Genomic DNA, 20,547 nt, shown 5'->3' on the forward strand with positions numbered 1-20,547 from the left:
GTGCTTACTCACTTAGGCAACGGCCTCAGCCACAGCTGGGCAAATTCTTTTCCTGACGTTTGGCTTCGCCCCACAAGGCGTCCAACTCTTCGAGGGTGCAATCTTCCATGGGACGGTGGGTGTCGCGCAATGCCTGTTCGATAAATCGGAACCGCCGCTCGAATTTTCCGTTGGCGTCGCGCAGGGCGGTTTCCGGGTCGACCTTGAGGTGGCGAGCCAGGTTCACCACGCTGAAAAGCAGGTCGCCGATCTCGTCGCTGATGGCCACCGGATCGTTGTCGGCCATGGCTTCGAGCACTTCGTCCAATTCCTCCCGGACTTTGTCGAGCACCGGCAACGGGCCTGGCCAGTCGAAACCAACCTGAGCCGCACGCTTTTGCAGCTTCGCCGAACGGGACAACGCCGGCAGCGCCCCCGGCACATCGTCGAGCAACGACAACTGCTCGGGCACCGCGGCTTTCTCGGCCCGTTCCTCTGCCTTGATTTCTTCCCAGCGCTGCTTGACCTGTTCTTCGCTCAGGCGCGGGATATCCACGGGCGCATACAGGTCACCGGTAGGAAACACATGGGGATGGCGGCGGATCAGCTTGCGGGTGATGCTGTCGACCACGCCAGCGAATTCAAAGCGGTTTTCTTCCCGGGCCAACTGGCTGTAATACACCACTTGAAACAACAGGTCGCCCAACTCGCCCTGCAAGTGATCGAAATCGCCGCGCTCGATGGCATCGGCCACTTCGTAGGCTTCTTCCAGGGTATGGGGGACGATGCTCGCGTAGGTTTGCTGGATGTCCCACGGGCAGCCGTACTGCGGGTCCCGCAGGCGGTTCATCAGGTGGAGCAGGTCTTCGAGGCTATACATTAAATCGGTCTCATCACACAAAGCCCTGTGGGAAATAATCCATAGGAGCAGCCTGTGGTGAGAGAGCCTGTGGGAGCAAAGCTTGCTCGCGATAACGGTGGGTCAGTCCCCATATAGGCTGGGTCCACCACCGCAATCGCGAGCAAGCTTTGCTCCCACAGACGTTGCTCCCACAGGCTCCCAGATTTTCGGACTGCGCTTAACCCGGCGTCCGGTTACGCCGGGTCTCGATGATGTTTGGCAACTGGGAAATCCGCCCCAGCAACCGCCCCAGCGCATCCAGCCCCGGAATCTCGATGGTCAGGGACATCAGCGCGGTGTTGTCTTCCTTGTTCGAACGGGTGTTGACCGCCAGCACGTTGATCCGCTCGTTCAGCAACACCTGGGAAACGTCACGCAGCAGACCGGATCGGTCGTAGGCGCGGATGACGATGTCTACCGGGTAGGTGAGCACCGGCACCGGCCCCCAACTGACCTGGATGATCCGCTCCGGCTCGCGACCGGCCAATTGCAGCACCGAGGCACAGTCCTGGCGGTGAATGCTCACACCACGACCCTGGGTGATGTAGCCGACGATCGCATCCCCCGGCAATGGCTGGCAGCAGCCGGCCATCTGGGTCATCAGGTTGCCCACGCCCTGGATCTGGATATCGCCGCGCTTGCCTGGCTTGTAGCCGGTGGCCTTGCGCGGGATCAGCTCCAGTTGCTCGTTGCCCCGCTCCGGCTCCACCAGTTGCTGGGCCAGGTTGACCAACTGCGCCAGGCGCAGATCGCCGGCACCGAGGGCGGCGAACATGTCCTCGGCGGTTTTCATGTTGGCTTTTTCGGCCAGCTTGTCGAAATCCACCTGCGGCAGGCCCAGGCGCCCGAGTTCACGCTCGAGCAAGGTCTTGCCGGCGGCGACGTTCTGGTCGCGAGCCTGCAACTTGAACCAGTGGACGATTTTCGCCCGCGCCCGCGAGGTGGTGATGTAGCCCAGGTTCGGGTTCAGCCAGTCACGGCTCGGCGTACCGTGCTTGCTGGTGATGATCTCGACCTGTTCACCGGTCTGCAGGCTGTAGTTGAGCGGCACGATCCGCCCATTGATCTTGGCGCCACGGCAGTTGTGGCCGATCTCGGTGTGGACCCGGTAGGCGAAATCCAGCGGCGTCGCGCCCTTGGGCAGGTCGATGGCGTGGCCGTCGGGGGTGAAGATATAAACCCGGTCCGGTTCGATGTCGACGCGTAGCTGTTCGGCCAGGCCGCCGATGTCACCCAGTTCCTCATGCCACTCGAGCACCTGGCGCAGCCAGGAGATTTTCTCTTCGTAATGGTTGGACCCGGACTTGACGTCGGTGCCCTTGTATTTCCAGTGGGCGCAGACGCCCAGCTCGGCCTCCTCGTGCATGGCATGGGTGCGGATCTGCACTTCCAGTACCTTGCCCTCGGGGCCGATCACGGCGGTGTGCAACGAGCGATAGCCGTTTTCCTTGGGGTTGGCGATGTAGTCGTCGAACTCCTTCGGAATGTGCCGCCACAAGGTATGGACGATCCCCAGCGCGGTGTAGCAATCGCGCATTTCCGGGACCAGTACACGAACGGCGCGAACGTCGTAGATCTGGCTGAATTCCAGGCCCTTGCGCTGCATTTTTCGCCAGATCGAGTAGATGTGCTTGGCCCGGCCACTGATGTCGGCTACCACGCCGGTGGCCTGCAACTCTTCGCGCAGCTGGGTCATCACGTCGGTGATGAAGCGCTCGCGATCCAGCCGCCGCTCATGCAACAGCTTGGCGATCTGCTTGTATTGGTCGGGCTCCAGGTAGCGGAAGGACAAGTCCTCCAGCTCCCACTTGATGTGACCGATGCCGAGACGGTGGGCCAGGGGTGCATAAATGTCGAACACCTCCCGGGCGACGCGATTGCGTTTTTCGTCATCGGCAGACTTCACGGCGCGGATGGCGCTGGTGCGTTCGGCCAGCTTGATCAGCGCGACACGCACGTCGTCGACCATCGCCACCAGCATCTTGCGCAGGTTTTCCACCTGGCCCTGAGTACCCAGCACCATGGACTGGCGCGGGCTGAGGCTGGCGCTGATGGCGGCCATGCGCAGCACGCCGTCGATCAGCTTGGCCACCACCGTGCCAAAGCGCTGGCTGACCACCGGTAGCTGGATCTGCCCTTCGCGCACGCCGCGGTACAGCACCGCCGCCACCAGGGAGTCCTGGTCGAGCTTGAGGTCAGCGAGAATTTCAGCGATCTCCAGGCCCGTCTGGAAACTCGAGGTGCCTTCGGACCAGAGGTTCTTCGCCGCATTGTGCTGCTGCTCCGCCTCGCGAGCGAACTCGCAGGCGGCTTTCAAGGCTTCGCGATCCAGTGCCATGTCGACGCTGACCGCATGATCGAGCCAAGCCTCGAGATTGATACTGCCGTCGGTGTTGATCGGCTGGTGTGCTCTCACCTGTACCATCTTTACTTACCTTCCCTACGACGCAGATTCAATGCGTCAACTTCGCTGACCTTCATGCCCGTGTTTGCGCCCAGGACTGTGGCGGGTTGGCACGAACGGGTCAGTCGGACAAGCCATCCTGGCTCGCTTCAAATAACGCCATGGCCTCGACATGCGCCGTTTGAGGAAACATATCGAGAATCCCGGCACGTTTTAACCGGTAGCCCTGCTTGATCAGTTCGACCGCATCCCTGGCCAAAGTTGCCGGGTTGCACGATACATAGACCAACCGCTTGGCACCCAGGGACGACAGCTTGCGCACCACCTCGAAAGCACCGTCACGGGGTGGGTCCAAGAGTACCGCAGAAAAGCCTTCGCCGATCCATTCGGCATCGGCCAGAGGCTGGGATAAATCAGCCTGAAAAAAGGCAGTGTTATTCAAATTGTTGCTGACGGCATTGACCGCCGCACGATCCACCATGGTTTGCACGCCTTCGACGGCCACTACCTGGCGCACGCTTTGGGCCAGCGGCAAGGCAAAATTGCCCAGGCCGCAGAACAGATCCAGCACCCGTTCCTCGGGGCGCGGCGCCAGCCATTGCAAGGCTTGGGCGATCATCGCTTCATTGACCCCGGCGTTCACCTGGATGAAATCCCCGGGCCGGTACGCCAGCTCAAGGTCCCAGGCGTCCAGGCGAAACCCCAAGGCTTGCCCAGGCTCGACCGGTTGCGGTTCACCTTCACCGTGCAACCACAACTGAGCTTCATGGAACGCGCAGAAGTCCTTGAGGATCGTCAGGTCGGCCTCCGACAGCGGCGCCATGTGACGCAGCAATACCGCGAGGGACGAACCGGCGAACAATTCCACATGCCCCAGCGCCTGGGGTTTGCTCAAGCGACGCAGCATCTCCGGCAGGCGGCTCATGATCGGTTGCAAGGGCTGTACCAGCACCGGGCAATCACCGATGGCGACGATGTCCTGGCTGCCGGCGGCGCGGAAACCGACTTCGAGTTTTTTCGCCTTCTGGTCCCAACGCACCGCCACCCGGGCGCGACGCCGATAACCGAACTCCGGCCCGCTCAGGGGAGCGGCCCATTCATCTGGCACCACCCCGGCCACCCGCGACAACTGCTCGGCGAGCATGCGCTGTTTCAGGGCGAGTTGTTCGTCATGGGGCAAATGTTGGACGCTGCAACCGCCGCAACGACCGGCATGGATGCACGGCGCTGCGCGACGCAGTTCACTGGCCAGGAACACCCGCTCGGTGCGCGCCTCGACCACTTTGCCATGAGCCCCGAGCACCCGCGCCTCGACTTCTTCGCCGGCCAGGGCTCCGATGACAAACCAGGTGCGCCCGTCAACAAAGGCAATGCCCCGGCCATCGTTGGCCAGGCGCTCAATGGTCAAGCGCTGCTTTTTACCGGTGGGCACTTGCGGGGCCCGGCTTCCACCGCTGGGCTGGAAGCGCAAGCCTCTTTCTTGCTTGGCCATCAGTTGGGCGCGTCGAAAATGCCGGTCGACAGGTAACGGTCGCCACGGTCGCAGATGATCGCGACGATCACCGCATTCTCAACTTCCTCGGACAAGCGCAGCATCCCCGCCACGGCGCCGCCCGAAGACACGCCGCAGAAGATGCCTTCTTCGCGAGCCAGGCGACGGGTCACGTCCTCGGCTTCGCTCTGGGCCATGTCGATAATGCGATCCACGCGCTCGGCCTGGTAGATCTTCGGCAGATACTCCTCGGGCCAACGGCGGATGCCGGGGATGGCCGAGCCTTCCATCGGTTGCAGGCCGATGATTTGCACGTTCGGGTTCTGTTCTTTCAGGTAGCGCGAGGTGCCCATGATGGTACCGGTGGTGCCCATCGAGCTGACGAAATGGGTGATGGTGCCGTCGGTCTGGCGCCAGATTTCAGGGCCGGTGGTGGTGTAGTGGGCCTCGGGATTGTCGCCGTTGGCGAACTGATCCAGCACCTTGCCACGCCCTTCGGCCTGCATGCGCTCGGCCAGGTCCCGGGCGCCCTCCATGCCCTCCTCCTGAGTCACCAGGATCAACTCGGCACCGTAGGCCGTCATCGCCGCCTTGCGTTCGGCGCTGGAGTTGTCGGGCATGATCAGGATCATCTTGTAGCCCTTGATCGCCGCTGCCATCGCCAAGGCTATGCCGGTGTTGCCGGAGGTCGCCTCGATCAGCGTATCGCCGGGCTGGATCTGCCCGCGCAATTCGCCACGGGTGATCATCGACAGCGCCGGCCGGTCCTTGACCGAACCCGCCGGGTTATTCCCTTCGAGCTTGAGCAAAAGCGTATTGGTGGTCACGCCGGGCAAGCGTTGCAAACGGACCAGCGGAGTGTTGCCGACGCAATCGGCGATGGTTGGGTACTGCAGAGTCATGGCGTATTCGCAATCCGGACTGCGGGGGCGCCTATCATACCGGCAAACCTGGCGAGGCCATATCACGCAAAGTAAGGGGGTTATGGCTTATGGGAATAAGCGAGGCGAAAGCCGAGCGCGCGCCTGTGGCGAGGGAGTGAATTTTACAAAGATCACCCGCCCGCAAATCGCTACACTGCGCAGGTAATGCGTGCCGGATGCGCGCACCGCTCAATCAGACGCTGGATGCAGGAGACAAGTGTGCTCAAGAAACTGGGAATCAAAGGCCGCGTGCTGTTGCTGACCCTGTTGCCAACCAGCCTGATGGCGCTGGTCCTGGGCGGCTATTTCACCTGGATGCAGCAATCGGACCTGCACGCCCAGTTGTTGCAACGTGGCGAGATGATCGCCGAACAACTTGCGCCGCTGGTCGCCCCGGCCATGAGCCGCCAGGACACCGATCTGCTGGAGCGCATCGCCACCCAGTCCCTGGAGCAGACGGACGTACGCGCCGTGACCTTCCTTGCTCCCGACCGCGCGCCGCTGGCCCACGCCGGCCCGACCATGCTCAACCGGGCGCCGGAGGGCAACAGCACGCAGCTACTGCAACGCACCGGCAACGACGCCACGCGCTACCTGCTGCCGGTATTCGGAAAGCACCGCAACCTGGCGGGCGAACTGATTCCCGAAGAAGCCGACCGCCTGTTGGGCTGGGTCGAGCTGGAGTTGTCCCACAGCGGCATGTTGCTGCGCGGCTATCGCAGCCTGTTCGCCAGCCTGCTGCTGATCGCCGCCGGCCTGGGCCTGACCGCGTTGCTGGCCCTGCGCATGGGCCGCACGATCAACCGTCCACTGAGCCAGATCAAGCAGGCCGTGGCGCAACTCAAGGACGGTCATCTGGAAACCCGCCTGCCGCCGCTGGGTAGCCAGGAGCTGGATGAACTGGCCTCGGGCATCAACCGCATGGCCAGTACCTTGCAGAACGCCCAGGAAGAATTGCAGCACAGCATCGACCAGGCCACCGAAGACGTGCGCCAGAATCTGGAAACCATCGAGATCCAGAACATCGAGCTGGACCTGGCCCGCAAGGAAGCCCTGGAAGCGAGCCGGATCAAATCCGAATTCCTGGCGAACATGAGCCATGAAATCCGCACGCCGCTCAACGGTATCCTCGGTTTTACCCACCTGTTGCAGAAAAGCGAACTGACCCCGCGCCAGCTCGACTACCTGGGCACCATCGAAAAATCCGCCGACAGTCTGCTGGGGATCATCAACGAGATCCTCGACTTTTCGAAGATCGAGGCCGGCAAGCTGGTGCTCGACAGCATTCCGTTCAACCTGCGCGACCTGCTGCAGGACACCCTGACCATCCTCGCCCCCGCCGCCCACGCCAAGCAGCTGGAACTGGTGAGCCTGGTCTACCGGGACACGCCGTTGTCGCTGGTGGGCGATCCGCTGCGCCTCAAGCAGATCCTCACCAACCTGGTGAGCAACGCCATCAAGTTCACCCGCGAGGGCACCATCGTCGCCCGGGCCATGCTCGAAGACGAGCACGAAGACAGCGTGCAGTTGCGCATCAGCATCCAGGACACGGGTATCGGCCTGTCCAACCAGGATGTGCGAGCGCTGTTCCAGGCGTTCAGCCAGGCTGACAACTCGCTGTCGCGGCAACCGGGTGGCACCGGGCTGGGCCTGGTGATTTCCAAGCGCCTGGTGGAACAGATGGGCGGTGAGATCGGCGTCGACAGCACACCGGGCGAGGGTTCGGAATTCTGGATCAGCCTGCGCCTGCCCAAGACCCGTGACGATGCCGAGGACCTGCCTGGCCCGCCTTTGCTGGGCCGGCGCGTGGCGGTGCTGGAGAATCACGAACTGGCCCGCCAGGCCTTGCAGCACCAGCTCGAAGACTGCGGCCTGCAAGTGACGCCGTTCAACACCCTGGAGAGCCTGACCAACGGCATAACCATCGCCCACCAGACCGATCAGGCCATCGATCTGGCCGTGTTGGGCATCACCAGCAACGACATGCCGCCGGAGCGCCTCAACCAGCACATCTGGGACCTTGAGCACCTGGGCTGCAAAGTACTCGTGCTGTGCCCCACCACCGAACAGACCCTGTACCACCTCTCGGTGCCCAACCCTCACAGCCAGCTCCAGGCCAAGCCGGCCTGCACCCGCAAGTTGCGCCGCTCGCTGTCCGACCTGGTCAACCCACGCCCGACCCGCAGCGAACCCCACGAGCCGGTTTCCAGCCGCGCCCCGAAAGTGCTGTGCGTGGACGACAACCCGGCCAACCTGTTGCTGGTGCAGACCCTGCTCGAAGACATGGGCGCCAAGGTGCTGGCGGTGGAAAGCGGCTACGCGGCGGTGAAGGCCGTGCAGAAGGAAACCTTCGACCTGGTCTTGATGGACGTGCAGATGCCCGGCATGGACGGTCGCCAGAGCACCGAGGCGATCCGCCAATGGGAAAGCGAGCGGCACTGCACGCCGCTGCCGATCGTCGCCCTCACCGCCCACGCCATGGCCAACGAAAAGCGCGCCCTGCTGCAAAGCGGCATGGATGACTACCTGACCAAACCCATCAGCGAGCGGCAATTGGCCCAGGTGGTGCTCAAATGGACCGGCCTGGCCCTGCGCAACCAATCGCCGGAGCGCGGCGGCGACGCTCAGGGCGGCAGCGAACTGCTGGTGCTCGATCACGAAGAAGGCCTGCGCCTGGCCGCCGGCAAGGCCGATCTGGCGGCGGACATGCTGGCGATGCTGCTGGCCTCCCTGGAAGCCGACCGCGAAGCGATCCGCCAGGCCAGCGAGGCCAACGATCACAACGCGCTGATTGAACGGGTCCATCGCCTGCACGGCGCCACCCGTTACTGCGGCGTACCGCAATTGCGGGCGGCCTGTCAGCGCAGCGAAACCCTGCTCAAGCAACAGGATCCCAAGGCCGCCGCCGCCCTGGAAGAACTGGAGCGGGCCATCAACCGCCTGGCGAGCGAGGCGCGTATCAGCGCCTGATCCAGGGCAATGGCGACCGGAGCGATGGCGGTTAAGCTGGATCCATACCAATGCCAGGAGGCCGCCATGCGCGTGATTTTTTTCAGCAGCCAGACCTACGACCGCGACAGCTTCACCCAGGCCCCGACGCCCGCGGGCCTTCAATTGCAATTCCAGCCCGCCCGCCTGAACCTCGACACCGTGGCCCTGGCCGAACGGCATGAAGTGGTGTGCGCCTTCATCAATGATGACCTCAGCGCCCCGGTGCTGGAGCGGCTGGCCGAAGGCGGCACACGGCTGATCGCCCTGCGCTCGGCCGGCTACAACCATGTCGATCTGCTCGCCGCCAAGCGCCTGGGCTTGAGTATCGTCCGGGTTCCGGCCTACTCGCCCCATGCCGTGGCCGAACATGCCGTGGCATTGATCATGGCCCTCAATCGCTGCCTGCACCGCGCCTACAACCGCACCCGAGACGGCAATTTCAGCCTCCATGGGCTAACCGGGTTCGACCTGGTGGGCAAGACCGTCGGAGTGATCGGCACCGGGCAGATTGGCGCTACGTTCGCGCGGATCATGGCCGGCTTCGGTTGCCAGCTGCTGGCCTACGACCCCTACCCCAACCCGCAGGTCGAAGCCTTGGGCGCCCGCTACCTGCCCTTGGCCGATCTGCTCGCGCAAGCGCAGATCATCAGCCTGCATTGCCCGCTGAACGAACAGAGCCGGCATCTGATCAACGCTCAATCGCTTGCCGCGATGCAACGCGGCGCCATGCTGATCAACACCGGACGCGGCGGCCTGGTGGACACACCGGCCTTGATCGAGGCGTTGAAAAGCGGCCAGTTGGGCTACCTGGGCCTGGATGTGTACGAGGAAGAGGCCCAGTTGTTTTTCAAGGACCGCTCCGACCTGCCCTTGCAGGATGACGTGCTGGCCCGGCTGCTGACCTTTCCCAACGTGATCGTTACCGCCCACCAGGCGTTCCTGACCCATGAAGCGTTGGCAGCGATTGCCATGACCACCCTGGACAACATCGCGGCCTGGGCGGCCGGCACGCCGCAGAACCTGGTAGACAGCTAACCCTTGAGCCGGCACAAACCCTGTGGGAGCGAGCTTGCTCGCGATGGCGGTGCATCAGCCAGCCTCGATGTTGACTGACACACTGCCATCGCGAGCAAGCTCGCTCCCACAGGGGATGGAGTTTCGTCGGCCTGATCTCCAGATGCCCGCCATCGAGACCATCCCAAGCCATGCCCCGTGCTAGCATGTCGCGCCTATTTGGAGGACCCATGGCCGAACACGATTTCCGCTACACCCTGATGAACCCCCAGCACACCTTGACCGAAGTCCGTGCGCTGGCGCCGGGCCGCTACCAGGTCACCGGCAATGGCGGTTCGATCCAGGCCGATGATGTGTTGCTCGTCACGCTCAAGGGCAGCAAGGACTTGTCCATGCGCCTGACCGTGGACACCGTGCGGCACCTGCTCAAGCCCATGGGCCAATGGACCGCCATGACCACCGGCCCGGTGTTCGGCGAACTGGCGATCCACACTTGGCAGGTCAACTGCGACAGCTGCGCCAAAGAACTGAGCTTCGAATTCGCCGTCGATGCCAAGCTCGGCGTCAAGGCCCAGAAACCGGCCGCCACCGCACGGATCGCCGAACTGGGCTGGACCACCGTGGGTGAAAAACACCTATGCCCGAAATGCCAGGAAGCCGCCTGATGAAACGTTTGGCCCTGTCCGCGTCGATCGGCATGAGCCTGATGGGGTGTGCCGCTGAACCTGTGCAGTTGCAACATAACCGCAGCTACATCCTGGAGTGGATCGGTGAACGGCCATTGATGGACTACAGCCACCTGACCATCACCCTTGGGGATGACGGTCGCGCCTATGGCAATGGCGGCTGCAACCACTGGTTCGCGCCCTATACCCTGGAAGGCCACCGCTTGAGCTTCGGCAAGATCGGCAGCACGCGCAAACTCTGCGCCCCGGCGGTGATGGAGCAAGAAACGCGCTTCTTGCAGGCCCTGGAAAAGGTCGAGCGCTGGGACATCTCGCCCATCGAGCAAATGCGCTTCTGGCCGGCCCAGGGCAAGCCACTGCGTTGGTGGCTGGAAGAGGGCTGAGGCCTGAGCGTCCAGGCACACCTGCTTGGACCAGGAACATGTTAATCCTGTGGCGAGGGAGCTTGCTCCCGCTGGGCTGCGAAGCGGCCCCTGGATGCATCAGTCACTTTGATGCATCAGGCAGAATGCAGGGGCCTGCTGCGCAGTCCAGCGGGAGCAAGCTCCCTCGCCACAAAAGCTCCCATGTCCACATAGGGATCACTTGAGCGCCTGCAACGCCTCAAGCCTGGCCATCACCCCCGCCGCCGTCTGCTCTCCCAGCAACTGCTCGCGCACCTTGCCCTGGTTATCGATGATGTACGTCACTGGTAGCCCTTCGCTGCGAGGCAGGTCGAAGATCTCGGCCGGATCCCGGGCCAGCACCGTGAAGCGAATCCCCAGCTTGTCGCTGGCACTCTTGAGTTCTTCGCCCTGCACCTGGTCGAAGTTGACCCCGAACACACCGACGTTGCGGCCCTTGAGCTGTTCGGCCAAGGCATTGAACTCCGGGATTTCGGTACGGCACGGCGCACACCATTCGGCCCAGTAGTTGAGCACCACCCATTGTTTGTCCAGCCGCTGCGAGGCAATGGCCTGGCCGTTCTGGTCCACGCCGTAGTCGTTCCCGCAACCGGCGAGCAACAAAATGCCGATGAATGTCAGTGCTGCCGTCAATCGCCTTGCCATGTGCCAATCCTTGTCTGAATGTGAACGCTGCTGCGACCCGTCGCCTCTCTAAGGTGCTAGGGGCTTCGCGGCACAGTAGAATAGCCGCCACCTTACGCAAGATGCGACCCGCTCATGACCGATCTGACGCTTTATCACAACCCGCGCTGCTCGAAATCCCGCGGTGCGCTGGAACTGTTGGAGGCCCGTGGCCTGACGCCCACCGTGGTCCGCTACCTGGAAACCCCGCTCGACGCCGCGCACCTGGAACGCCTGCTGGGCAAGCTCGGCATCACCGCCCGGCAACTGCTGCGCACCGGCGAGGACGAATACAAAGACTTGAACCTGGCCGACGAAAGCCTGAGCCAGGCCCAGTTGATCGCGGCCATCGCCGCCCACCCGAAGCTCATGGAACGGCCGATTCTGGAAGCCGGGGAAAAGGCTATGATCGGCCGTCCGCCGGAGAAAATCCTGGAGATCCTGCCGTGACCACGCCGTACATCCTGGTGCTGTATTACAGCCGCAGCGGCTCCACCAACGAAATGGCCCGGCAGATCGCCCGTGGTGTCGAGCAGGCCGGGCTGGAAGCCAGGTTGCGTACGGTCCCGGCGATTTCTGCCGAGTGCGAAGCGGTTTCCCCGGACATCCCGGAACAAGGCCCGCTCTACGCCAGCCTCGATGACCTGAAAAACTGTGCCGGCCTGGCCTTGGGCAGCCCGACCCGGTTCGGCAACATGGCCGCGCCGCTCAAGTACTTTCTCGACGGCACCAGCAACCTGTGGCTGACCGGCGCCCTGGTGGGCAAACCGGCCGGGGTATTCACCTCCACCGCGAGCCTGCACGGCGGCCAGGAAACCACCCTGCTGTCGATGATGCTGCCGCTGTTGCATCACGGCATGCTGATCACCGGCCTGCCCTACAGTGAATCGGCCTTGATCGACACCCAGGGCGGCGGCACGCCCTACGGCCCGAGCCATCACGCCGGGGCCGACGGCAAAAGCGGCTTGAACGAACATGAGGTCGCCCTGTGCCGCGCCTTGGGTTTGCGCCTGGCGAAAACCGCCCTGTTGCTGGAGAACGGCCGTGGCTAAGAAGCCGAAGATACTGCCTTCGATCCAATGGCTGGAACCGCGCGTACGCCTCGCCCGCGTCATCAGCCTGCTGTGCTTTTTCGGCCTGGTGGGGTTGCTCTGCGCGTACTACCTGCTGATCGCCGACCTGCACGGCGCGCGCCCCTGGGTCATTCTGCTGATCGAACTGGTGCCGCTGCTGATACTCGCGCCCGGCATGCTCACCGGCAGCGCCCGCGGACACTCGTGGATGTGCTTCGTGGTGAATTTGTATTTCATAAAGGGCGCGCTGGCGGCCTATGACCCGAACCGGCAACTGTTCGGCGTGCTAGAAATGGCGGCGAGCGTGGCGGTGTTCTGCTCGGCGTTGTTGTATGTGCGTTGGCGGTTTCAGTTGAATCGGCGGTTGGCGGGCGAAGGCGAGCCTTCCGTCGCCTGATAGGCCGCTATCGCGAGCAAGCTCGCTCCCACAGGGGTTTTGTGAACGCCAAAGATCCAGTGTGGGAGCGAGCTTGCTCGCGATGGGTGCAACTCGGTCTCAATGATTGACGGTGTAAGCCAGCATCATCGAAATCTGCGACATCGGCCGCCCCCCACTCTCTTCATGCCACTGGTTAAAGGCATTTTGCACCGTCGCCAGGTCCCGCAGGCTGGTGGGGACCTTGTCGATGATCTCCTGGGCATTGAGCGCGGCCACGACGTCATAGCTGGGCACAAACGTATCCTTGCCCATCATCCGCAAGAAGCGCGGCGCCGACAGGCCGCCCAGTTGATGGCCGTGCTTTTTCAGGTAGGTCCACAGGCCGACGATGTCGGTCACCGGCCACTCGGCGACCAGCGCGCCGAAGCTGCCCTTTTCATGGGCCACGTCCAATATCAGCTGCGCGTTGCGCGGCACGCTCTTGAGCTTGCCCAGGTGGCGGATGATTCGCGCGTCCTGCATCAACCGCTCCAGGTGCTCGGCGCTCATCAGCACGACTTTCTCCGGGTCGAACTTGAAGAACACCTCTTCGAAGGCCGGCCACTTGGCGTCCACCAGGCTGTGCTTGAGCCCGGCGCGGAACACCCGCAGCGCCATGGTCGAGAGGTAGCGGTCGTCGCTGATCTTGCGCAGTTGCGCCGGGGTCTTGGGAACCGGCAGGTGGGCTTCCAGTTCAGCCGCCGAACCGAAGCGGTTCAGACAGTACTCGTGCAGCCACTTGTAATCGCGCATGCCCTCTCCTGGGGGTTAAAAATGAAAACGGCGCTTGAAAGCGCCGTAATAACTATCGGTAGAGTCAGAGATTCACCACATTGACGAACCGCGGCGTGGCGTTTTCGTCGATGCGCAGGTTGGTGAAGTCGAACAGGTTGCGGTCCGCCAGTTGCGACGGAATGACATTCTGCAAGCCGCGGAAAATGCTCTCGGTACGGCCCGGGGTCTTGCGCTCCCACTCCTGGAGCATTTCCTTGACCACCTGGCGTTGCAGGTTTTCCTGGGAGCCGCACAGGTTGCAGGGGATGATCGGGAACTGCTTGAAATCCGAATAGGCCTGGATGTCTTTCTCGTTGCAATAGGCCAGCGGGCGGATCACCACGTTGCGCCCGTCATCGGCGCGCAGCTTGGGCGGCATGGCCTTGAGCGAGCCGTTGTAGAACATGTTCAGGAAGAAGGTCTCGACGATATCGTCGCGGTGGTGTCCCAGGGCCATCTTGGTTGCGCCGATCTCGTCGGCGAAGGTGTAGAGCGTTCCGCGCCGCAGGCGTGAGCACAGCGAACAGGTGGTCTTGCCTTCGGGAATCAGTTCCTTGACCACCGAATAGGTGTCTTTCTCGACGATGTGATATTCCACGCCCAGCGACTCGAGGTAGGCCGGCAGCACATGCTCGGGGAACCCGGGCTGCTTCTGGTCCATGTTCACCGCGACGATGTCGAACTTGATCGGCGCAACCTTCTGCAGATGCATCAGCACATCGAGCAAGGTGTAGCTGTCCTTGCCGCCGGACAGGCAGACCATGACCTTGTCGCCGTCCTCGATCATGTTGAAATCGGCGACCGCCTCACCGGCCTGGCGGCGCAGGCGCTTTTGCAGTTTGTTCTGGTTGACCGTAAGAGTGCCCATGACGCGAAATCCGTGAGGTGTGACGAAAGGCCGGCATTTTACGCAAAAAATCCCGGATGTGGCACCGCCCCTGCCAGCAAGGTGGCGCCCACAGATCAAGCCGCGATTAGCCTTTTCCTTTACAGCGCGATTTGCTCTAAGCCCCCCATCCCCCTCGGGGTGACTCCTTTCTATACTGCGACATAAGGTCGCACACACTTACAGACCTTTACTTACCCGGCCATTTGGCCCGTAGGCGCTCCGTTGGGGGGCGATGGCAATAACAAAGGAGTGACTGACTATGATCCATCATGTCGTGGGGCTCTTTACCCACCCTGATCAAGAATGGAAAGAAATCCGTGGCGATCAGGAGGAAAGCATCAGCCACATGTACCTCACCCACACGCTGATCCTGGCGGCTATTCCCGCGGTATCGGCATTCATCGGCACCACGCAGGTGGGATGGGTCATCGGCAATCGTCCACCGGTCATGCTCACCCAGGAAAGTGCGCTGTGGATGACCGTCATGTCGTACCTGGCCATGTTGGGCGGTGTGGCAGTGATGGGCGCCTTCATCCACTGGATGGCCCGTACCTATGACGCCAACCCGAGCCTGGCCCGTTGCGTTGCATTCGCCACCTACACCGCGACACCTTTGTTCATCGGCGGCCTGGCGGCGCTCTACCCGCACATGTGGCTGGGGATGATCGTCGGCACGGCGGCGATCTGCTACACGGTCTACCTGCTGTATGTGGGCCTGCCGACGTTCATGAACATTCCCCAGGACGAAGGTTTTCTGTTTTCCAGTTCGGTACTCGCCGTCGGCCTGGTGGTGCTGGTGGCCATCATGGCGTTCACGGTCATCGTCTGGGGGCTGGGCGTCGGCCCGGTCTATACCAATTGAAAGATTGAAACGGTCCCGATAGTACCCTCCAATAAAAAAGCAGGATCTGCCGACACAGGCCGCCGCAAGGCGGCCTTCCTGTGTTTGAGCCACACGAAACGACCACTGAGCGCCTGGACGATTCGCAACGGCCGACGCTTGCGGCATACTCGGGCTTCTGGAGACCCGTAAAGCATGCTCGAGCAACTCAATACCCGCGTCGAAGAGTGTTACCAACAAGCCGAATCCTTTTTCAAACGTCCTTTCAAACGCCCGGTGGTCAGCTTCAAATTGCGTGGCCAGAAGGCTGGTGTCGCGCACCTGCATGAAAATCTGCTGCGCTTCAATCCACAGTTGTACCGGGAAAACGCCGAAGACTTCCTCAAGCAGACCGTCGCCCATGAAGTCGCGCACCTGATCGCCCACCAACTGTTTGGCGAACGCATCCAGCCCCATGGCGAGGAATGGCAACTGATCATGCGCGGGGTCTACGAACTGCCGCCCAACCGCTGTCACACCTACGCAATCAAACGCCGCAGCGTGACCCGCTACATCTACAAATGCCCCTGCGACGGCAGCGACTTTCCGTTCTCGGCCCAGCGCCACAGCCTGGTGCGCCAGGGGCGGCGGTATTTGTGCCGTAGCTGCCGCAATACCTTGGTGTTCAGTGGGGAGACCAGGGTGGAATAGCAGGCTTTTGTGGCGGCTGGGCTGGCCCCTTCGCGAGCAAGCTCGCTCCCACAGGGGTTTTGTGAGCGCCGCAAATCCAGTGTGGGAGCGAGCTTGCTCGCGATAGCGGCCTGACAGACGCTACAAAACCACCCCGCGCTTACGCAACGCTTCGATCCGCTGCGCACTAAACCCCAACTCCCCTAACACCTGATCCGTATGCGCCCCCACCCCCGCGCCAATATGCCGAGGCTCGGGCAACCCTTCGGAAAATCTCAACGGGCAAGCCATCTGCGCCTGGCTCGAACCATCGCCCCGGGGCACCTGAGTCACCAGCTCCCGAGCCTGTAACTGCGGATGCCGGACAGCTTCCTCCAGGCTCAGTACCGGCTCGACGCAGGCATCGATTTCTGCAAACAGGCTGCACAGCTCGGCAAAGTCATGCTTCTCGAACTCGGCCTGCAGTGCCTGCTTGAGCGCGTGTTGTTGTTCAGGCTTGGGCGACAACCCCTGGGCCGCGAGCTCCGGCCGCCCCAAGGCCTCGCACAGCGCCTGCATGAAGGCCGGTTCCAGGCTGCCCACCGACATCCAGCGACCATCGCGGGTGCGGTAATAGTCATAGAAGCTGCCGCCGTTGAGCATCTGCTTTTCCCAACCCGGCTCGACACCGCAGGCCAGGTAACCGGCACCGGCCATGGCGTTGAGGCTGAACACACAGTCAGTCATGCTCACGTCCAGGTGCTGACCCTGCCCGGTTTGCTGACGGGCGATGACCGCCGCCAACAGCCCGATCACCCCGTGCAACGAACCACCGGCGATGTCTGCCGCCTGGATCCCCAGCGGCAACGGACCGCTGTCGGCACGACCGGTGTGGCTGGCCAGCCCCGCCAGGGCCAGGTAATTGATGTCGTGACCGGCGCGGTCCTTGTAGGGCCCGGTCTGGCCGTAACCGGTGATCGACACATAGATCAGCCGCGGATTGATCGTCTTCAAGGCCTCGTACCCCAGGCCCAGTCGCTCCATCACGCCGGGGCGGAACTGTTCCAGCAGAATGTCGTAGTCCGCCAGCAACTGCGTGACCACCGCCAACCCTTGCGGCTGCTTGAGGTCCAGGGCCAGGCTGCGCTTGTTGCGGTTGATGTAGGCGTGGCTGGCCGATACCCCCTGGTCATGGGGTGGCAGTACCCGCAACAGGTCCTGGCGGGTCGGCGACTCGATGCGCAACACTTCGGCCCCCATGTCCGCCAGCAACAGCGAGGCGAACGGGCCGGGCAGCAGGGTCGAGAAGTCCAGAACCTTGAGCGATGCCAGTGGGCCTTGCATGGGCGATCTCCAAGAGAGTGATGGTGAAAGGCTAGGCAGGGGTTGAGGGCAGGGCAATTACCGCAGGTGTCACTTCGAATGACGATTGCGCTCAGGCTGGCACGGAATCTTTGTGGCGACGCTGGGCTGTGGGAGCAAGGCTTGCTCGCGAAACAGGCGCCTCGACTCCTGAAAGACCGCATCGCCTGCATCGCGGGCAAGCCTTGCTCCCACAGAGTATGGGATAAATCCCCTCGCCACAAAAAACATGTCCGTCTTGAAATTGAGTGCAAAAAAAACCCGCCGAAGCGGGTTTTTCATTACAGCCTGAAGATTACTTCGCTGGCGCGGTTTCAGCCGTTGCAACCAGATCGTCTTCTTCACGGACGTCGGAGATACCACGACCACCGGAAGCCAGCTCGGTCTGCAACTGGTCTTCGTCCAGCTCCTTGACCCACTTGGCAACCACGATCGTGGCGACGGCGTTACCCACCAGGTTGGTCAGGGCGCGGGCTTCGGACATGAAGCGGTCGATACCCAGGATCAGTGCCAGGCCGGCCACCGGCAAGGTGCCCACGGCCGACAGGGTGGCCGCCAGTACGATGAAGCCGCTACCGGTCACGCCAGCAGCACCTTTGGAGGACAACAGCAGCACCAGCAACAGGGTGATCTGGTGAGTCAGGTCCATTGGGGTATCGGTGGCCTGGGCGATGAACACTGCAGCCATGGTCAGGTAGATCGAAGTACCGTCGAGGTTGAACGAGTAGCCAGTCGGGATGACCAGGCCTACGACCGACTTCTTGGCACCCAGGCGCTCCATCTTGATCAGCATGCGTGGCAGGGCCGATTCCGACGAGGAAGTGCCCAGCACGATCAGCAGTTCTTCACGGATGTAGCGGATCAGCTTGACGACGCTGAAGCCGTGGGCGCGGCAGATGGCGCCCAGCACCACCAGTACGAACACCACGCAGGTGATGTAGAAGCAGATCATCAGCTGGCCCAGCTGCACCAGCGAACCGACACCGTAGGCGCCGATGGTGAACGCCATGGCACCGAACGCACCGATAGGCGCCAGCTTCATGATCATGTTGATGATGATGAACATCACGTGGGCGAAGCGATCGATGAAGTCCAGCACCGGCTTACCGTAGGAGCCCAGGCGATGCAGGGCAAAACCGAAGAGCACCGAGAACATCAACACTTGCAGGATGTCGCCGTTGGCGAACGCACCGACGATGGTGTTCGGGATCACGTTGAGGATGAAGGCAATGATGCTCTGGTCTTTACTGGCATTGATGAAACCGGCGATCTTGCTGGTGTCCAGGGTCGTCACGTCGATGTGCATGCCGGCGCCCGGTTGCACGACGTTGACCACGACCAGGCCGATCAGCAGGGCGATGGTGGAAACGATTTCAAAGTACAGCAGCGCATAGCCGCCAGTCTTGCCGACCGACTTCATGTTCTGCATGCCGCCGATGCCGCTGACGACGGTACAGAAGATGATGGGGGCGATGACCATTTTGATCAGTTTGATGAACCCGTCGCCGAATGGCTTGAGGGCAACACCGGTCTGCGGGTAGAAGTGGCCGAGCAAAATACCGATGGCAATGGCTACGATCACCTGGAAATACAGGGATTTGTACAGTGGCTGACGAGTCGTCATGGCAAACCTTCCTCAAGAGTCCCGTTTGACGACTTCCACCTGTCGTCCACGGCACCTCAATTGCGAACCCTCCTGCACTGGAGGGATTTGTTTTTTGTCGGCTGCACGCGGCAGACCTGTGTGCTCTATCGCAAGGCTCGTGCCATTTTTTGGAAAAACCCTACAACCCTTATTGCACAAGGGCTTATGGATTCCTCAAGGGCTAAACACGACTGAGGAAGGTGGCGGATTTCCGCCCACGCAGAGTTTCTCACTCCGGGATTTGGCGGATATCCGCCTTGTCGGGTCCCAGTGCCCTGCTACCATCGCCCGCTTAACGAACGGACTTCTGCCATGCGCCAACGCACGATCGCCAGCCACTTCGCCCGCGCAGCCCTGGGCGGCGCACGTCGGCAAGGCTTCGACTATTTTCCTGTGCTGCAACAACTGGGCATCAGCCCAGAGCTGTTGGATGAGCCGCGCGCGCGGATTGCGCCAGAGCAGTTCGCACGCCTGTTGCAGGCGCTGTGGCTGGCATTGGGGGACGAATACCTGGGGTTCGGCAGGGCTGCGAGCAAACCCGGGACGTTTGCCATGATGTGTCACGCGTTGATCCACTGTCGGACCCTGGGCAAGGCCCTTCAGCGCGGCTTGCTGTTCTACAGTTTGCTCCCCGACGCCCCGCGCCTGACGCTGGAAGCCGAAGGCGAGCGAGTGCGGCTGGTGCTGGACGATTCGACGCTGTGGGACCCGGATCACTTCCTGACTGAAAGCCTGCTGGTGGTCTGGCATCGCCTCGCCAGTTGGCTGATCGGCCAGCGGATCGGTCTGGAACAGGCGACCTTCGGCTACGCCAAACCTGCCCACGGTGCCGAATACGACCTACTTTTTCCCTGTCCGCTGATGTTCGAAGCGCGCAGCAGCAGCCTGTTGTTCCACAGCCGCTACCTGGACATGCCACTACTGCAGGACGAACGCACCCTCAAGCATTTCCTCGAACGCTCCCCCGCCGACCTGCTGTCGCGCCCGGACGATGGCCACAGCCTGAGCAGCCAGCTACGCCGCTTGCTCAGCCGCGACACCGCGCGCTGGCCCGACCTGGACACCGTCGCTGCCCATTTGCACATCAGCCCGCAGACCTTGCGCCGGCACTTGCGGGAGGAAGGCACCAGTTTCCAGGAACTCAAGGATCAGCTGCGGCGGGATATCGCCATCTACCACTTGGGGCGCGCGGACTTGTCGTTGCAGCAGATTGCCGAGCAGTTGGGGTTCTCAGAGCCGTCGGCGTTTCACCGGGCGTTCAAGAAGTGGACGGGGCTGACGCCGGGAGCTTATCGGGCGTTGGAAAACTGAGTGGTGGCATCCACTTTCTGTGGTGTATCTACCGTCTCCTGTGGCGAGGGAGCTTGCTCCCGCTGGGCTGCGAAGCGGCCCCAAAAATTTGCGAGCGCTGCGCACTCGAGCGGGAGCAAGCTCCCTCGC

Annotated in this window: 19 protein-coding genes; 10 read left to right on the top strand and 9 right to left on the bottom strand. The window is 62.3% G+C overall.

Translation table 11 applies throughout. The annotated features are described in order from the left end of the window. Window positions 1-25: 25 nt before the first annotated feature. The 4 genes from mazG to cysM form a co-directional block, all read right to left on the bottom strand. A complete protein-coding gene (mazG, locus tag Q7F16_RS15960) occupies window positions 26-859 on the bottom strand; it encodes a nucleoside triphosphate pyrophosphohydrolase (protein ID WP_046062519.1) in 834 nt (277 codons plus the stop codon). A 199-nt stretch (window positions 860-1,058) separates the two neighbouring features. Beyond that, window positions 1,059-3,305 carry a GTP diphosphokinase gene (relA, locus tag Q7F16_RS15965; protein WP_409557015.1) on the bottom strand — a complete coding sequence of 749 codons (2,247 nt, stop codon included), beginning with the start codon at window positions 3,303-3,305 and terminating at the stop codon, window positions 1,059-1,061. 100 nt (window positions 3,306-3,405) lie between these two features. Then, window positions 3,406-4,776: a 23S rRNA (uracil(1939)-C(5))-methyltransferase RlmD gene (rlmD, locus tag Q7F16_RS15970; protein ID WP_409557014.1), complete on the bottom strand. Its 1,371-nt coding sequence runs from the start codon at window positions 4,774-4,776 to the stop codon at window positions 3,406-3,408. Continuing rightward, complete coding sequence (cysM, locus tag Q7F16_RS15975; RefSeq protein WP_409557013.1) at window positions 4,776-5,678, bottom strand: cysteine synthase CysM; 903 nt, start codon at window positions 5,676-5,678, stop codon at window positions 4,776-4,778. Before cysM ends, rlmD begins: the two co-directional genes overlap by 1 nt. Before the next feature lie 240 nt (window positions 5,679-5,918). On the opposite strand from cysM, the gene Q7F16_RS15980 reads away from it, so the two are divergent. From Q7F16_RS15980 to Q7F16_RS15995, 4 genes are all read left to right on the top strand, one after another. Then, the gene (locus tag Q7F16_RS15980; RefSeq protein ID WP_409557012.1) at window positions 5,919-8,669 is read left to right on the top strand and encodes a response regulator; all 2,751 of its coding nucleotides are present in this window, start codon (window positions 5,919-5,921) and stop codon (window positions 8,667-8,669) included. 66 nt (window positions 8,670-8,735) lie between these two features. Then, complete coding sequence (locus Q7F16_RS15985; protein ID WP_046062522.1) at window positions 8,736-9,725, top strand: 2-hydroxyacid dehydrogenase; 990 nt, start codon at window positions 8,736-8,738, stop codon at window positions 9,723-9,725. Window positions 9,726-9,934: 209 nt separating this feature from the next. Further along, window positions 9,935-10,369, top strand: a complete 435-nt coding sequence (locus Q7F16_RS15990) for a hypothetical protein (protein ID WP_409557011.1) — start codon at window positions 9,935-9,937, stop codon at window positions 10,367-10,369. Further along, complete coding sequence (locus tag Q7F16_RS15995) at window positions 10,369-10,773, top strand: META domain-containing protein (RefSeq protein WP_014339759.1); 405 nt, start codon at window positions 10,369-10,371, stop codon at window positions 10,771-10,773. The genes Q7F16_RS15990 and Q7F16_RS15995 overlap by 1 nt, the downstream gene beginning before the upstream one ends. A 198-nt stretch (window positions 10,774-10,971) precedes the next feature. On the opposite strand, the gene Q7F16_RS16000 is transcribed toward Q7F16_RS15995, so the two are convergent. Beyond that, window positions 10,972-11,439 (bottom strand): TlpA family protein disulfide reductase, encoded by a 468-nt coding sequence (locus tag Q7F16_RS16000; RefSeq protein WP_046062523.1) that lies wholly within the window; start codon window positions 11,437-11,439, stop codon window positions 10,972-10,974. Between the two features lie 114 nt (window positions 11,440-11,553). On the opposite strand from Q7F16_RS16000, the gene arsC reads away from it, so the two are divergent. The 3 genes from arsC to Q7F16_RS16015 are packed head-to-tail and all read left to right on the top strand — an operon-like array spanning window position 11,554 to window position 12,927. Further along, window positions 11,554-11,907 carry an arsenate reductase (glutaredoxin) gene (gene arsC, locus Q7F16_RS16005; RefSeq protein ID WP_018610326.1) on the top strand — a complete coding sequence of 118 codons (354 nt, stop codon included), beginning with the start codon at window positions 11,554-11,556 and terminating at the stop codon, window positions 11,905-11,907. Then, window positions 11,904-12,509, top strand: coding sequence for an NAD(P)H:quinone oxidoreductase (gene wrbA, locus Q7F16_RS16010; protein ID WP_003204695.1), 606 nt, complete (start codon window positions 11,904-11,906; stop codon window positions 12,507-12,509). Before arsC ends, wrbA begins: the two co-directional genes overlap by 4 nt. Beyond that, on the top strand, window positions 12,502-12,927 hold the full coding sequence (locus tag Q7F16_RS16015; protein ID WP_046062525.1) for a DUF2069 domain-containing protein: 426 nt from the start codon (window positions 12,502-12,504) through the stop codon (window positions 12,925-12,927). Before wrbA ends, Q7F16_RS16015 begins: the two co-directional genes overlap by 8 nt. Window positions 12,928-13,026: 99 nt before the next feature. Here Q7F16_RS16015 and Q7F16_RS16020 read toward each other — a convergent pair whose 3' ends face one another. After that, entirely contained in the window at window positions 13,027-13,701 is a 675-nt protein-coding gene (locus Q7F16_RS16020; protein WP_046062526.1) for a DNA-3-methyladenine glycosylase I, read from the bottom strand. Window positions 13,702-13,765: 64 nt separating this feature from the next. Continuing rightward, window positions 13,766-14,590 carry a tRNA 2-thiocytidine(32) synthetase TtcA gene (gene ttcA, locus Q7F16_RS16025; RefSeq protein ID WP_014339765.1) on the bottom strand — a complete coding sequence of 275 codons (825 nt, stop codon included), beginning with the start codon at window positions 14,588-14,590 and terminating at the stop codon, window positions 13,766-13,768. A gap of 280 nt (window positions 14,591-14,870) precedes the next feature. Between ttcA and Q7F16_RS16030 the strand changes: the two genes are divergently transcribed. Both Q7F16_RS16030 and Q7F16_RS16035 read left to right on the top strand, forming a co-directional pair. Beyond that, on the top strand, window positions 14,871-15,473 hold the full coding sequence (locus Q7F16_RS16030) for a Yip1 family protein (RefSeq protein WP_014339766.1): 603 nt from the start codon (window positions 14,871-14,873) through the stop codon (window positions 15,471-15,473). Between the two features lie 174 nt (window positions 15,474-15,647). Beyond that, complete coding sequence (locus Q7F16_RS16035) at window positions 15,648-16,142, top strand: SprT family zinc-dependent metalloprotease (protein WP_014339767.1); 495 nt, start codon at window positions 15,648-15,650, stop codon at window positions 16,140-16,142. Window positions 16,143-16,262: 120 nt separating this feature from the next. Here the strand turns inward: Q7F16_RS16035 and Q7F16_RS16040 are convergent, their stop codons facing one another. Together Q7F16_RS16040 and Q7F16_RS16045 are read right to left on the bottom strand one after the other, a co-directional pair. Continuing rightward, a complete protein-coding gene (locus Q7F16_RS16040; protein ID WP_409557010.1) occupies window positions 16,263-17,444 on the bottom strand; it encodes a CaiB/BaiF CoA transferase family protein in 1,182 nt (393 codons plus the stop codon). Window positions 17,445-17,757: 313 nt separating this feature from the next. Next, the gene (locus Q7F16_RS16045; RefSeq protein WP_409557009.1) at window positions 17,758-19,086 is read right to left on the bottom strand and encodes a dicarboxylate/amino acid:cation symporter; all 1,329 of its coding nucleotides are present in this window, start codon (window positions 19,084-19,086) and stop codon (window positions 17,758-17,760) included. A gap of 333 nt (window positions 19,087-19,419) precedes the next feature. Between Q7F16_RS16045 and Q7F16_RS16050 the strand changes: the two genes are divergently transcribed. After that, window positions 19,420-20,418: an AraC family transcriptional regulator gene (locus Q7F16_RS16050; RefSeq protein WP_046062529.1), complete on the top strand. Its 999-nt coding sequence runs from the start codon at window positions 19,420-19,422 to the stop codon at window positions 20,416-20,418. Window positions 20,419-20,547: the final 129 nt, after the last annotated feature.

Source organism: Pseudomonas sp. Lb2C2 (assembly GCF_052112205.1).
GTDB classification, from domain to species: Bacteria; Pseudomonadota; Gammaproteobacteria; order Pseudomonadales; family Pseudomonadaceae; genus Aquipseudomonas; species Aquipseudomonas kilonensis.